This window comes from Gaetbulibacter jejuensis, from assembly GCF_039524015.1.
Taxonomy (GTDB): domain Bacteria; phylum Bacteroidota; class Bacteroidia; order Flavobacteriales; family Flavobacteriaceae; genus Gaetbulibacter_B; species Gaetbulibacter_B jejuensis.
Genome location: NZ_BAAAGF010000004.1, coordinates 78,434 through 93,339 on the forward strand (window position 1 = coordinate 78,434; position 14,906 = coordinate 93,339).

Annotated in this window: 11 protein-coding genes; 5 read left to right on the top strand and 6 right to left on the bottom strand. The window is 33.5% G+C overall.

What is annotated here, in order from left to right:
- The first annotated feature begins 11 nt into the window (after positions 1–11).
- The 4 genes from radC to ABD011_RS12345 are packed head-to-tail and all read left to right on the top strand — an operon-like array spanning position 12 to position 3,597.
- Positions 12–710, top strand: a complete 699-nt coding sequence (gene radC, locus ABD011_RS12330) for a RadC family protein (RefSeq protein ID WP_129761455.1) — start codon at positions 12–14, stop codon at positions 708–710.
- On the top strand, positions 711–2,012 hold the full coding sequence (locus tag ABD011_RS12335) for a polysaccharide deacetylase family protein (protein WP_343798668.1): 1,302 nt from the start codon (positions 711–713) through the stop codon (positions 2,010–2,012).
- On the top strand, positions 2,002–2,688 hold the full coding sequence (locus ABD011_RS12340) for a YjjG family noncanonical pyrimidine nucleotidase (RefSeq protein WP_343798670.1): 687 nt from the start codon (positions 2,002–2,004) through the stop codon (positions 2,686–2,688). Before ABD011_RS12335 ends, ABD011_RS12340 begins: the two co-directional genes overlap by 11 nt.
- A gap of 36 nt (positions 2,689–2,724) precedes the next feature.
- Positions 2,725–3,597 (top strand): LSm family protein, encoded by an 873-nt coding sequence (locus ABD011_RS12345; RefSeq protein ID WP_343798672.1) that lies wholly within the window; start codon positions 2,725–2,727, stop codon positions 3,595–3,597.
- On the opposite strand, the gene ABD011_RS12350 is transcribed toward ABD011_RS12345, so the two are convergent.
- A complete protein-coding gene (locus tag ABD011_RS12350) occupies positions 3,594–4,874 on the bottom strand; it encodes a replication-associated recombination protein A (protein WP_343798674.1) in 1,281 nt (426 codons plus the stop codon). The two genes, ABD011_RS12345 and ABD011_RS12350, sit on opposite strands and share 4 nt — an antisense overlap.
- An 88-nt stretch (positions 4,875–4,962) precedes the next feature.
- Here ABD011_RS12350 and ABD011_RS12355 point away from each other — a divergent pair, with 88 nt between their 5' ends.
- On the top strand, positions 4,963–5,721 hold the full coding sequence (locus tag ABD011_RS12355) for a rhomboid family intramembrane serine protease (protein ID WP_343798676.1): 759 nt from the start codon (positions 4,963–4,965) through the stop codon (positions 5,719–5,721).
- Here ABD011_RS12355 and rlmB read toward each other — a convergent pair.
- The 5 genes from rlmB to ABD011_RS12380 form a co-directional block, all read right to left on the bottom strand.
- Positions 5,718–6,455, bottom strand: a complete 738-nt coding sequence (gene rlmB / locus ABD011_RS12360; protein ID WP_343798678.1) for a 23S rRNA (guanosine(2251)-2'-O)-methyltransferase RlmB — start codon at positions 6,453–6,455, stop codon at positions 5,718–5,720. The genes ABD011_RS12355 and rlmB overlap by 4 nt on opposite strands.
- 60 nt (positions 6,456–6,515) lie before the next feature.
- The gene (locus tag ABD011_RS12365) at positions 6,516–8,156 is read right to left on the bottom strand and encodes an aryl-sulfate sulfotransferase (protein WP_343798679.1); all 1,641 of its coding nucleotides are present in this window, start codon (positions 8,154–8,156) and stop codon (positions 6,516–6,518) included.
- A gap of 174 nt (positions 8,157–8,330) precedes the next feature.
- Complete coding sequence (locus tag ABD011_RS12370; protein WP_129761447.1) at positions 8,331–9,752, bottom strand: SusD/RagB family nutrient-binding outer membrane lipoprotein; 1,422 nt, start codon at positions 9,750–9,752, stop codon at positions 8,331–8,333.
- 12 nt (positions 9,753–9,764) lie between these two features.
- The gene (locus tag ABD011_RS12375) at positions 9,765–13,022 is read right to left on the bottom strand and encodes a SusC/RagA family TonB-linked outer membrane protein (RefSeq protein ID WP_134199504.1); all 3,258 of its coding nucleotides are present in this window, start codon (positions 13,020–13,022) and stop codon (positions 9,765–9,767) included.
- A gap of 100 nt (positions 13,023–13,122) precedes the next feature.
- A complete protein-coding gene (locus ABD011_RS12380) occupies positions 13,123–14,811 on the bottom strand; it encodes a POTRA domain-containing protein (RefSeq protein WP_343798682.1) in 1,689 nt (562 codons plus the stop codon).
- Between the last annotated feature and the right edge of the window lie 95 nt (positions 14,812–14,906).

The following is a 14,906-nucleotide window of genomic DNA, read 5'->3' on the forward strand; positions in this document are numbered from 1 at the left end:
ATCTTTATGCTATGCAGGAGAAACCCACTTCATTTTCTATAAAGCATTGGAGTCAAGATGACCAACCTAGAGAAAAGCTTCGCGATAAAGGTAAAGCAACGTTAAGTGATGCCGAATTAGTAGCTATATTGATAGGTTCAGGAAATAAAGAAGAAAGTGCTGTAGAGTTGTCTAAACGTATTTTGGCAAGCGTGGGCAATAACTTAAACGAACTTGGAAAACTATCACTCAAACAGTTGATGGATTTTAAAGGTATTGGCGAAGCTAAAGCCATTACTATTGCAGCTGCTATGGAATTGGGACGACGACGTAGAGGAGAAGAAGCACTGGAAAGAAAGAAAATTACCTCAAGTATTTCGGTATTTGAATTGATGCAACCTGTTATTGGTGAGTTGCCACATGAGGAGTTTTGGATTGTGTATTTAAACAATTCTAATAAAGTGATTCAAAAGCAACAATTAAGTAAAGGAGGCATTACAGGAACTCTAGTAGATGTACGTTTGGTGATGAAAAATGCATTAGAGCTTGGTGCTACAGGACTTATTTTAGCACACAATCATCCTTCAGGAACATTAAAACCTAGTGAAGCCGACAAGCAACTTACCCAAAAACTGAAATATGCAGGAGAGAGTTTGGATATAAAAGTGCTAGACCACTTAATTATTACCGAAAAAGCATACTTTAGCTTTGCAGATGAAAATATCTTATAAGTGCTATTAGTTTTTACCCATAAAATAACACCAAGGTTAAGCTATGCTTTTAAGCATATATGCACAAGAATTTTAGGTGTTCCAGTAAGTTTTACCACAACTATTGAAGAGTTTATAGCTCATGAAAGCTTAAAGATTTCGTATGCTAAACAACCGTTGAGTAATGAGATTTTTATAAGAAGTCATGAGTTGTTGTTTGAACAAGGACTCAACGATGTAGAAATACACGTGCACGATTGGGACACTACTAAAGCATTTTTTAGCACTTCAGAAAAGAGTAGTTTGCCTTATGATATTTTTGCAGCTACTTTTTATCTGTTAAGTCGCTATGAAGAATATTTGCCGCATGTAAAAGATGAGTACGGACGCTTTTTAGCAAAAGAAAGTTTAGCCTTTAAAAACGGATTTTTACACCAACCTGTAATTGATATTTGGGCATATAAATTTAAAAGTGTGTTACAAGCTCAATTTCCAGATTTTGAATTTCCAAAGAAGTCGTATTCCATTCAGCCAGTTATTGATGTTCCAATGGCATACTACTTTAGGCAAAAAGGATTGCTACGTACCATTGGCGGAACTTTAGGCGATTTGTTCAGGTTTAGATTCAGGCAGTTTTACCAACGCTATTTGGTGCTTTTTGGATTTCAAAGAGACCCTTATGATACGTTTAAATGGATTATCACTAAGCAAAAACAAACCAAGTTTAAGTTTGTTGTCTTTTTCTTGATAGGCGATTATTCAACCTATGACAAGAACATTAATGTTAATAGAAAGCAGTTTGTATCGTTGATAAAATCGGTTTCTGATTATTGCAAAGTAGGACTCAAAGCTTCTTATTTTGCATTGGAAGATATTGAAGTGTTGAAAAAGGAAAAGAAAAAAATGGAGTCTATTGTCAATTATGGTTTAGAGGCTTCAAGGCATTCGTTTTCTAAATTGAACTTACCAGAATCTTACAGAAACCTTATAGAGCTTGAGGTAAAACAGGATTTCACAATGGGTTATATTAACGAACTGGGTTTTAGAGCAGGAACTTGTACACCTTTTCAGTTTTACGATTTAGACTACGAGGTGCAAACACCTTTGCAAATCAATGCATTTCATTGTATAGATTATGCGTTGCTAAAAAGGCAGTCTTTTTTAGATAAAAAACAAGAACTAGAACGCTTAATACAACAGGTAAAGCAAGTAAATGGAACCTTTACACCTGTATTTCATAATTATACCTTTGGCGATGATGTACGTTGGAAAGGATTTAGAGATTTATTTGGTGTAATTTTAGATTCAGTAGATGAAGAATAGTATACGACATGTATTTTTTGACCTAGACCATACACTTTGGGATTTTGATAAAAACTCAGCATTGACTTTTGAAAAAATTTTTAAAATACACAATGTTGAGGTTGAAATTGACCGTTTTTTAAAAGTGTATGAGCCTATTAATTTAAGCTATTGGAAGCTTTACCGTGAAGAACGAATAGATAAGGAAAACCTAAGGTATAAAAGACTAAAGGATAGTTTTGATAGTATTGAACATACTATTGAAGACGAAGTTATCAATAAACTATCAGTGGATTATATTGAATACTTAACTTCTTTCAACCACTTGTTTCATGATACTTTAGATATTTTAAACTATTTGAAACCAAGGTATAAATTACATATTATAACTAACGGATTTCAAGAAGCTCAAGAAAAAAAGATGAAAGCATCTAATATTCTTCATTATTTTGAAACCGTTACCAACTCTGAAATGGTAGGTGTAAAAAAACCAAACCCATTAATTTTCAATTTTGCTTTGGATCAAGCTAAGGCAAAACCAAATGAAAGTATTATGATAGGAGATAACTATGAAGCCGATATTCTTGGTGCTTTAGATGTTGGGTTAGAAGCCATTTTATATAACATCCACAAACTAAAACCTGAGGCAAACATTAAAGAAGTTGATACATTATTACAATTAAAAAACTATCTTTAACTATTGTATATAAATATTGAAAACCATTACGTAAGAATGAAATTTTACAAGTCTATACTACTGTTGTTGGCAATAGTGTGTTTGCCATCACAACTTTTTTCGCAAGAGTCTATTAATAGCTATAAGTATATAATTATACCTTCAGAATATAGTTTCTTAAAAGAGAAAGATCAATACCAATTGAACTCGCTTACCAAGTTTTTGTTTAATAAATACGGTTATACAGCATTTTTTTATGAAGACCAATTTCCTGATGATTTACAGTCTAACAGGTGTTTAGCAATGTATGCTGATGTGTCAAATGAAAAAGGACTTTTTAAGACTAAGATTAAGATAGACTTAAAAGACTGTAATGGAAGAATTGTATATGAATCTAAAGTTGGTGAAACTAGAGAAAAAGAGTTTGATAAAGCTTACAATTTAGCATTAAGAGATGCTTTTGAAACGTATCAACACCTTGATTATAAGTATGAACCTAATGCTAAAATTACATCAATTTCAACTCAAACACAATCTGCTGATGTTGTTGCTGTTGAGGAAGTACAACAGTCAAAAGCTGAAATTGCACGTTTGCAAAAAGAAATTGACGATTTAAAAGAAGCCAAAGAAAAGGCGGCAAAAGAACCAAAAGTTAAAGCGCAACCAGTGGTTGAAGCTGTTAAACACACTGAACCTACAATTTCAGAACTTACTGAAGTTGATGCACTATATGCACAACCAATAGCTAATGGGTTTCAGGTTGTTGATATGAAACCTAGTGTTGTTATGGTGCTTTTAGAAACCAAAAAGCTAAATGTATTTATTGTAAAAGACCAAAATGCAATTGTGTATAAAGAAGATGGGTTTTGGTATTATTCAAGCAATGATGGAAAAACAGTTTCAATTAAAACATTAAATATTAAGTTTTAATAATCGTATTTGTCTTTCCAACGCGATTTTAAAAATTCACGTTGCGCATTTTCTCTACTATTATTACCTGGTTGATATAAAGTAGTGTTTTTTATCTCTTCAGGTAAAAACTCATGAGCAGTAAAATTATTTTCGTAGTTATGTGCATATTGGTAATTATCACCATAACCTAACTCTTTCATAAGTTTAGTAGGTGCGTTTCTTATAGATAATGGCACTGATAGATCTCCAGTTTGTTTTACCAATTGTTGCGCATCGTTGATAGCTTGATATGCAGCATTACTTTTAGGAGAAGAGGCTAAATAAGTAGCACATTGGCTTAAGATAATTCGAGATTCAGGATTTCCAATTACTGAAACCGCTTGAAATGTATTGTTGGCGATTACCAAAGCAGTTGGGTTTGCGTTTCCAATATCTTCACTAGCAAGGATAAGTAATCGTCTCGCAATAAATTTTACATCTTCGCCACCTTCAATCATACGTGCCAACCAGTACACAGCAGCATTTGGGTCGCTACCTCTAATAGATTTTATAAAAGCCGAAATAATGTCGTAATGTTGCTCACCAGTTTTGTCATATCTGGCAGTATTGTTTTGTACTTTTTGTTGCACTAAATCATTAGTGATAATTAGCTTTTTATCTGCATCAAAGGCATTTACAATCAGTTCAAAAATATTAAGCAGTTTTCGAGCGTCACCACCAGAAAGGTGTATCAAAGCTTCAGTTTCTTTAAGCTCTATATTGCGTTTTAAGAGTTGTTCGTCTTCAGTAATTGCACGATTTAAAAGTGCTTCTAAATCGTCTTTACTAAACGAGTTTAACACATACACTTGGCAGCGAGATAGGAGAGCAGGTATTACTTCAAAGCTTGGATTTTCAGTAGTTGCTCCTACAAGCGTAACCCAACCTTTTTCAACCGCTTGCAATAATGAATCTTGCTGCGATTTACTAAACCTATGAATCTCATCAATAAACAAAATAGGGTTCTTGGTAGTAAATAATCCACCACTTTGTTTCGCTTTATCAATAACCTCTCTAATGTCTTTAACACCAGAATTTATAGCACTTAGCGTGTAAAACGGTCTGTCAGATTCATTAGCAATAATGTTAGCAAGTGTAGTTTTTCCTATTCCTGGAGGTCCCCAAAATATCATGGAAGGGATTATACCTTGCTTTATTTGCAGTGAAAGTGCTCCGTTTTTTCCAACTAAATGCGTTTGACTAAGGTAGTCTTTTAAGTGTTTTGGTCGTAGACGTTCTGCTAAAGGTTCATTCATAAAGTAAAATTACAAAATTGTAGGTGACAATATTTCATAAAACCTATAAATGGTCAATATTTTGAATATAAAATTTTAAATTTAGTCTATGAGCAATCAGCAACAGTTTAAGTATTCTACAGGAGTGATAGCATATCCTGTCTTTTTTGTTATGTTGCTATGGCTTGTGTTTTGGATGCAAGTGCGTTTTTTTCCTAGTATAAAAAGCTTAGGCGTGTATCCATTAACATTAAAAGGACTAAAAGGAATTGTACTAAGTCCCTTTATTCATTCAGATATTGAACACTTATACAATAATTCCATTCCGTTGTTTTTACTTTCAATGGCTTTGTTTTATTTCTACCGAAAAATTTCTTGGAAAGTGATTTTGTACGGTATTTTACTGTCAGGATTAATCACTTGGTGTATTGGTAGACCAGCAAACCACATTGGAGCCAGTGGTTTAATTTATGTGCTTGTAAGTTTTATATTTTTTAAAGGCGTTTTTGCAAGACATTTTAGGCTTGTAGCATTATCACTACTAATCATATTTTTATACGGAAGTATGATATGGTATGTATTTCCTGTTGAAAAAGGCATTTCTTGGGAAGGTCACTTAGCAGGATTAATTACTGGTTTTGTATTTGCTTTAATCTTTAGAAAAGCTATTGCTAAACCAGAAAAGTATGTTTGGCAGCAACCAGAGTACAACGAAGAAGACGATCCTTTTTTAAGGCATTTTGATGAAAATGGTAATTTTATTGAACATATAGAATCTGAGATTGAACCTGAAACAAATGTGGATTCAGAGCAAAGGTCAATAAAGGTTGTGTATGACTTTAGGAAGAAAGAAGAAGGTGACGATTAAAGACGACGTTGCCTAACAGCTTCATATAAAAAAGCACCACAAGCTACTGAAACGTTTAAAGATTCAATTTCTCCAAGAATAGGAAGTTTTGCTTTTTCATCAGCTACTTTCAATACCGAAGGGTTAATGCCTTTACCTTCTGATCCCATGATGATAGCACAAGGTTCGTTAAACGAAACATCATAAATCGTATTATCAGTTTTTTCTGTGGCTGCAATAACTTTAATTCCTGATGCTTGCATATGAAAAACAGCATCTTTTATATGATCAACTTTACAAATTGGGATTTTAAAAATAGCTCCAGCACTTGTTTTTACAGTGTCTCCATTTACAGGAGCTCCGCCTTTTTTCTGGATAATAATTCCTGAAACACCAGTACATTCAGCAGTTCTAATAATGGCACCAAAATTTCTAACATCACTAAGTTGGTCTAACAATAAGAATAATGGTGTTTTACCAGACTCTATAACATTTAGAACCAAATCTTCAATATCATAAAATGAAATTGGAGCTATTTGAGCTACAGCTCCTTGATGGTTCTTTTTGCTTAATCGGTTTAATTTCTCAAAAGGAACATAAGACGCATTCAATCGTTCTTGTCTTATAAGTTGTTCCAATTCTGTAAATAAATCTCCTTTTAAACCTTTTTGAAGAAATATTTTATCAATATTCTCACCAGATTTAATAGCTTCTATGATAGCTCTTATGCCGAAAATTGTGGTCTCTTTTTCCATTGGGTCAAAGGTATAAAAAACCAACCTTTAAAAGTAAAAGAGTTAATGGTATTTAAAGAATTATTGCTTTATGACTTTTTTTGTGGTTAGTTTACCATTATCTGTAATATTTAAAAAGTATACTCCAGACTTTAAGTTGTTCAAATCAATACCATTGGTGTTTTTGTTTTGAGCTACTCTCATACCCATGACGTCATATACTTCAATACTATCAATAGTTCCTTGGGTTTTAATATTGATTCTGTTTGTTGTTGGGTTAGGATATACGCTAACAGAGTTTTGCTTAACTTCAGATAAACTAAGAGCTTCACATCCTGATAAATTAGGGTTCAATTCTATAGGATCTCCAGGTGTTAAATCTCTTCCAGTAAATGCAGAATAACTTGGAGAGTATCTGGTGGCTCTAAATACTATATTTGGGTTTTCATTTGGATTATCACCTTGTGATAAAATTCCATTAGAGCTTGAAGGGTTTATGTATTCCCAAACAGTATTTTCGTTTGAATCTATCTCAAAAAAGTACCCTGAATCTCCATCGCAAATTAAAATGTTTCCGTTAGGAAGCATTTGAGCTCCAGATAAAATTCTTGAAAAGAATTCCGTTTCATTATTAGGGTCAGTATATGTGTAATCAGTAGAAGTAGGACCAAATGCTACATTTTGAGAATATGAATAAACACCAGGACTAGTAGTTGGTGGAGTAATTATAAATACTTCAGAAAAACTAGGAACTCTACCAAATCCATTATTGAATAATATTAATTTTCCAGCATATGGTAATCCCTCAGGAATCCAATGTGGGTAATGCTGACCAAAAAGTTTTCTATCGCTTTCAGTACCATGGTCGTAAGCCTGTGGGTTTCCCCATCGGTAAAGAAAATCACCACCTTTTCCATAAACTCCTCCTGTACTTGAGGCTGCTTGAGCTGTGGTTGTTGAGTGATCTATGATGTAAATTTCATTCATATGTCTAGACGATAATACAATTTGGTCTAAATTCTTATTATACTGAATAGAGTTTATGTGTAACCAGTTTTCGTTTCCGCTTAAACCACCTAGATAGTTAATGTCAAGTTTATTTGGGTTTTCAGAAATTACTCCGTAATTGTCTTTAGTACTATCAAAATCTTGAACAAGGTGGTCTTTAATATTCCATTCCCAGACAATAGTAGCTGAGTTTGTTCCAGATGGTTCAATTTCAACAACTTGCTCGTTTAATAATCTTCCGTTATCTAATTTACTTGGGTCTCTACCAGCTTCAATAGCTTCTTCGCTAGTCATTTCAGTAGCGGCTAAAACCAGTATATTTCCATTATCCATTGGGAAAATATCATGATGCTGTAACATAGTGGTATTAGAATAATCAAATTCCCAAGTTAGATTTCCATCCCAATCAAATTTTTCAATTCTACCACCAGTACCGCCAAATTGTATATGCGTATTACCTACATTGCAGGCTCTTAATAAAGAACCGTCTTCTAATAGATATACAGAGTTACCAGGAGGGTACTGACTAGTCCATTGGTTTACAACTTCACCACAGTTGTTTATTAAATAAGTTTCAGTTTGAGCTGTAAAAAGTGTATATCCACCAAATGAGTCTTCAGTATTTAATATAGTACCAACTGTATTTTGAGCTTTGGTAATGATGGATAATAGAAGACATATCAATAAAATTGAGTAGTGTTTTTTCAATAGCATTTTTCTTTTTTTAACAATTTTCACAAAAATAAGGGTTGAAAAATGATTAAATCTTAAAAAAGCGTGCTAAAAACGTTAAAATATGTTAAATTAAGGAGGTGGTTGTTGTAATGAAAAAGCCCGAAAAGTTTAAACTTTTCGGGCTTTTTAGTTGTTTAATATAATGGTTTACAATTACATTGTATCCCAAAATACTTTAGTGGTTTGATCATCACCACCTATAGCAGCAGAAGCTGCTTCGTAATTAACTTGGTTAAGGTTTTGTTCGTTTACTGGATAAGTGTATCTAGTAGGTACAGGTAACTCAGAAATTGCAGCAATATTTAATGCAGGAGCATCATATTTTCTCCATGCTGTCCAAGCTTCAAAGCCTCTGTTATACATTGCTAACCACATTTGGGTACCAATTTTTTGTCTCCAGTCTCCAGCAGCAGTTGTATAAGCAACATCAGGATTGGCTAAATAACCAGTGATGTCCGCTCCCCAATAATCAAAAGAAGCAGTAATAGCTTGGTTGTAGTACATCTCAGCGTCTGCAGGAGTTCCTACAATTGAGCGCTCAGCAGCTTCAGCTAAGTAAAAGGAAACTTCAGCATAATCTAATAAGACTCCTGGAGTAGTAGGTTCGTGCATTGCAGCTCCTACATGAGTGTAATTAGGGAAACTATTGTTCTCGCCATAAGGACCACCAACATAAACACCTGCTCCTAAGTTTTGATCAAAGTAAACTTCTCTTCTAGGATCGCTTAAGTCATTCATAATATCTACTAAAGTGTTAGCAGCAATAAAGTCAGAACGTCCTGATTGAACTAAATCAACCCAAAGAGGGTTAGTGTTAGGTGTTGCACCTTCATACTGTAATAGTGCATTATCAGCATTTGAAGTAAATACACCAGCGCTTACCGCAGAAGTAATTGTTGACTGAGCTAATCCTGGGTTAACATCGGTTAAACGAATACCAAGCCTTAACTTTAAAGAGTTAGCGAACTTACTCCAAGCAGCAGCATCTCCACCGTAAATTTTATCAGCATCAGAAAAACCAGAAGCAGAAATATCTGGGATAGCAGCGTTAATTCTTTCAATTAAATTTTCATAAATCATCGTGTCATCATCATATGTTGGTAATGTCACATCGCTTAAAGCATCAGTATAAGGGATGTCTCCAAATGTGTCCACAAGTTGTTGCCAAGTGTATATCATTAAGATTTCAGCTTGAGCAGTTCTTGCTGTTTTTTCAGCATCTGTCAATTCAGTATCACTAGCAACTATTTCTTTAGTAGTTTTTAAATCTAGTAATACATCTCTATACATTTCAGACCAATGATTTTGAGGAATATTTCTCGTTGTAAAATCATAGTTTGCCTCATCAGTATAGGTGGTTTCTGTCCAATGTTGACCTAAAAGTCTAAATATGTTAGTGTTAACATTTGTGCTAGTCATTTGGTCAAACAAACTTTTTACAGCTGCGTTATAAGTAAACTCAGCAGCTACTTGAGTTGGATTTTTTGGGTCTCTATTGTAATCTTCATATTGGTCATCGGTTTTACAAGACACCAATACTACAAGTGATAGAGCTGTTAAAAATATTTTTTTCATAATTCTTCTTTTTTAAAATTGTAATTTAAGACTTGCTCCTATTTCTCTCATAGTTGGGTAAGAACCAGATTGATATCCTTGGATATTACCAGAACTTAAACCAGCTTCAGGGTCAGCATAAGGAACATCTTTATCAATTATCCATAAATTTCTACCAATAATTGAAACCGAAGCGCTTGTAAAAGGAAGTCTGTCTAAAATTTTAGAATCTAAATTATAAGTTAAACTTGCTTCACGTAGTTTAATAAATCCTGCATCATAAACGTGTTGCTTATTAGCAGCTCTTGCATAACCCCAAGGGTTTGCATAAATATTTGCGTTAGCTCTTACTTCGTTAGGAGAACCGTCTGGAGCAACACCAGGTAGTATTATACCACCACTGTCGGCACCATAATTTCCAGGAGTACCAGTAACAGCATCTCTAATAGGGTTTCCTAATTCGTTGTTTCCAGCTGAGAAATCATATAATCCTGTTGCATACCCATACCATGTATCAAGAGAGAAAACGTCTCCACCTTTTTGCATGTCTATTAAGAAGCTTAAATTGAAGTTTTTGTAAGTGAAGCTGTTGAATAAACCAGCAGTCCATTCAGGGTTGATATCACCAATAACTTCGTTGTTTGTGTCAGATACCATGTAAGTACCAATTCTTGAAGCAGAACCAGTTTGGTTAACAATTGGTTGACCGTTTTCATGGTATACTAAATCTGTACCTCTGATAGTACCGTAAGGTTGTCCAGGAGTAGCGTTAATTGATACACCACCTTGGAAAGAACCAAGTACTAAGTTATCAATACCATCAGCTAAACTTTCAACTAAACTAGTGTTTTTCGCCCAGTTTAAGTTTACATCCCATCTAAAGTCTTCAGTCTTTAAAGGAGTACCATTTAATTGTACTTCCCATCCTTTGTTTGATATAGTACCAGCATTAAGTAAGACAGAAGTATACCCAGTTGAGTTAGATACTGGAACAGCTGTAATTTGATCAACGTTTAATGCATCGTAATAGGTTACGTCAAATCCTAAACGTCTGTCTAAGAACTGCATTTCTAAACCTATTTCCCAGTTTTTTTGCTCTTCTGGTCTAAGGTTTGCGTTATTTAGTGAGCCTTGGTTAGATGCTATACCAGTACCTCCAAATGGAGTTCCAATTCCGTAAGTATTAAATACTCTGTAAGGAATAGTTCCGTTTGAAACAATACCATAGTTAGCACGTAACTTACCAAAGTTTAACCAATCTGCTTTTAAGTAGCGAGTAAAAATCATACTACCTGTTATTGACCAATAATCGTATGTGTTATCAGCTTTTGGTAAGCTTGAGTTACGGTCAATTCTATATGTACCTTCAACAAATGCAAAATCGTCATAACCTAAACCTGCACGCGCATAAATACCGTCTACCATTTGTACAGCTTCGTATTCGTCAGGAGCATTAATTGGGCTTACACTGTTAGATAATGAATAAAGGCCAGCTAAGTTTAAACCTCCATTTGTAGAAGCATAAATACTGCTGTTTTCATTTCTTCTTAAGTTAGCACCTAAGTTACCATCTAAGTCTAATTTATCATTTAGGTCTTTGTTAAAACTTAAGATGAAATCATAGTTGTATTCGGCTACATTATTATTGTATCTGCTATATTTAGAAACATTAGCACTTCCTACGTTTGTTCTTTCTTCTTGAATCTCACTGTAGGTGTCAAATGTAAATCGTCCTAAAATACTCAACCAGTCATTAATTTCGTAGTTTAAAGCAACATTACCGAAATATCTGTTACGCTCATCTGTTTGATAGTTTTCGTAGAACGTCCAATAAGGGTTGTCAGAATAAATTGGAGTTAAATCAGTAGCAGAGTTAGTGTTCCAAGTGATATTCTCACGAGTTGCGAAGTAAGCTTGTTGTTGTTCTCTAACATCAACATTTACTTGCCACCATTGTCTAAATTGTTGCATTACGTTGTTAGCGTCATAACCTGTACCATATCTACCTTTACCATTTGTTTTGGTATAGGTCATTGTTGCAGATGCAGTTAATTTATCTGATAACTCATGAGAACCAGAAAAATTAATAGTATTTCTTTTAATATTACTGTTAGGTAAACCACCTTCTTGCAGCATGTTGGTAAACCCTAATCTAAAAGCAGATTTGTCTGTACCTCCATCAATTGATACTGAATTAACAGCTGTTGATGCTGTTTTCCATACATAGTTAGGGTCATTAGCTCCTGCAACCCAAGGAGACGCTTGTTGGTAAGTGTCTAACTGTGGAAAGATTGAATTCCATTGAAAAATCATTAAGTTAGGGTCAAATTCAGCTCCATAAGAAGCATCTTCAGTAAATACTGTAGTAAGGTCATCTATTCCATCTCCATCAATATCTGCTAAACCAAAATAACCAGTAGGGTCATCATAATATGGTCCATAACCAGCTCCATATCTTTTTTGGTATACAGGTAATGTTTCTTTATCAACATTTCCTAAAGTTAAACTTGAGCTTATCGTAATTCCTAAACCTTTCTTTTTAGCGCCTTTTTTGGTTGTAATCATAATCACACCATTTGCAGCTCTAGAACCGTATAGGGCAGATGCAGCAGCACCTTTTAAAACGTTGATAGATTCAATGTCGTCAGGGTTAATGTCTGATGCGGCATTACCATAATCGTAACCACCACGACCTGTTATTTGATCGCTTGAGTTAGTGTTTCCGTTGTCAATAGGAATACCATCAACAACAAACAATGCTTGGTTGTTACCAGCGATAGAACTGTTACCTCTAATAACAACGTTAGTTGATCCACCTAAAGTACCAGAAGATTTAATATCTAAACCAGCAACTTTACCTGATAGTGAATTAACAAAGTTTGAACTTTTAATTTTAGATACAGCATCCCCTTTAACTTCTTGGGTTGCATAACCTAAAGATTTCTTTTCTCTTTCAATACCTAATGCTGTTACTACTACTTCATCAAGTACTGCAGCGTCTTCTAACATAGTTACATTAACTGTGTCAGATGATCCAACTGTAATTTCTTGGGTTTTTAATCCTACATATGTAAAAGTTAACACGTCACCCGCATTGGCATTGATGGAGTATTTACCATCAAAGTCAGTTTGAGTCCCGTTTGTAGTTCCTTTTACAATGATATTAACGCCAGGGAGAGGTAAGCCAGATTCGTCTGACACAGTCCCTGAGACTGTTTTTTCTTGTGCAAAAGTTAATTGCACGACAAACGCTAGTAATAGCGTTAGAATTCCACTAAACTTTGTTTTCATATTTAAATTAATTTGAATTAGCCTAAGCCAAAAGTCTTAATAAAAAGTTAATAAAACAATAATATTGTATTAAAATTTTGAAAATAAATTATGGTTTTCCCTAAAAGTTTGCGGATAAGCTAATGTGAAGTTTTGAGTTAGAAAACTTAAACTTTTGATTTTCGGTTTTACCAACTGAATAGTTTAGTTTGAATAAACCAGAATTTGTAAGTAGTCCGAAGCCAAACCCAAAACCAAAAAGTTTTTCTTTTATTAAGTTGAAATTGTCTTCAAAATATGCAGCGTCAATAACACTGTTTACGTAGAGAGTGTTGTTTAGTTGGTAGCGATATTCTGTATTTAAAACAGTGTATAGGTTTGCTGTAAGACTGTTTTCTTCAAATCCTCTAATTGAATTTATTCCACCAAATCGAAATAATTCGTTTTCTAAGTAGGTGTTAGAGTCTAAATAGGCAAAATTTAACCGTGAATAAAAGCTGTTTTTTTCATTTAAATTGAAAATTTTAAAGGTGTTTAACTCTACTTTGGTTTGCCTTTCATCTTCACCTTCAGAATTTCTATTTCCCAAACCTAATGTAATGTCGAAGAGAGAATTTGTAGGAAATAATATGTTGTAGTTTTGTGGCCTTGTGTGGATGTAGTTGGCAGTGTAATAATCTGATTTAAAATCAGTAATGGTTGTAACGTTTGAGTTAAGTAAGTTTTCAGATTTTATAGAATTAATTCCTAATGATACTTGATTGTTTGGATTTAACTGATAAAAAAGCTTCGCCTTTTGTGATACATTAATAAATGAAGAATCTCGTTTAAATATATTTAGATTTAAATCTACGCCTAAAGGAGTTCTAAACATATAAGGAAACGTGGTGTTAATGTCAAAAGTTTTTTGCTCGTTTTCATCACTTTTGTAAAGTAGTTTTAAAGACTCTCCATAATTTAAGTTGTTTGTAAGATTTAAATTTAAGTAACCGTCAAATTCAATTTTATTGGTTTCAGTGTTTGTGCCAAAGCCCAAAAAACCATCAAAATTGTTACTTTTTACTTTTTCGATGTATACATATAATATGGTAGAGTCTTTTGTGAATAAAACCTCAGGATCTTTAATTTGATTCGCAAACCTCAAATCGTTAATTACTGAAGATTTATTTTTTATGTCTGAAAGATTAAAAGTCTGTCCTTTTTTAATATTAAGGTAGTGTCGTAAATAAGACTTCGGAAACTTTTCGTAACCTTTTACAATAATCTTGTCAATAAATCTTTGACTTTTACTTGATAGTACTAAGTTTGCTGATAGTGTAGAAGTGTCTTTTTTAGAAATCTCATCTAACTGTAAAAAAGAAAACGGATCACCTTGATTAGAAATTTCAGTATTTAGAATGTTTAATGACGCTTCTAAATTGCTGATGTTAACTTCAAAATAATCATCAGTTACAGAGTTAGATATTAAAGATAATAGTTTTTTGTCGATGACATCTTTGTAATATATATGTATGTAATCGTATTTATTGTTTAAAGAAAACTGAGCAGTGTAGGTTGAGTCATTAGACTTGTTAAAACTCTTGAGTTCACTTTCAACATATCCAATAGTGTTTAACCTAGCTTTTAATGTGTCTACTTCCTGTAATAAACTTTGGTAATCATTAAATGTTTTCCTGTATAATAATGAATCGATAACAGCGGTTTCATTTTCATTATCACCAATCGCTGATAAATATAACGACTGCGAAAAAAGGTTGGCTGTAAAAAGCAACCAAATCGCAAATTGTAGCAGCAATTTTTTTTCAGGCATAAATAAAAAGATTACCCAAAGCTAACGGATTTTTATCACTAAAAATATGTTTAGCTAAAAATAAATAGGCAACTAATTTAAAATTAATTGATTTA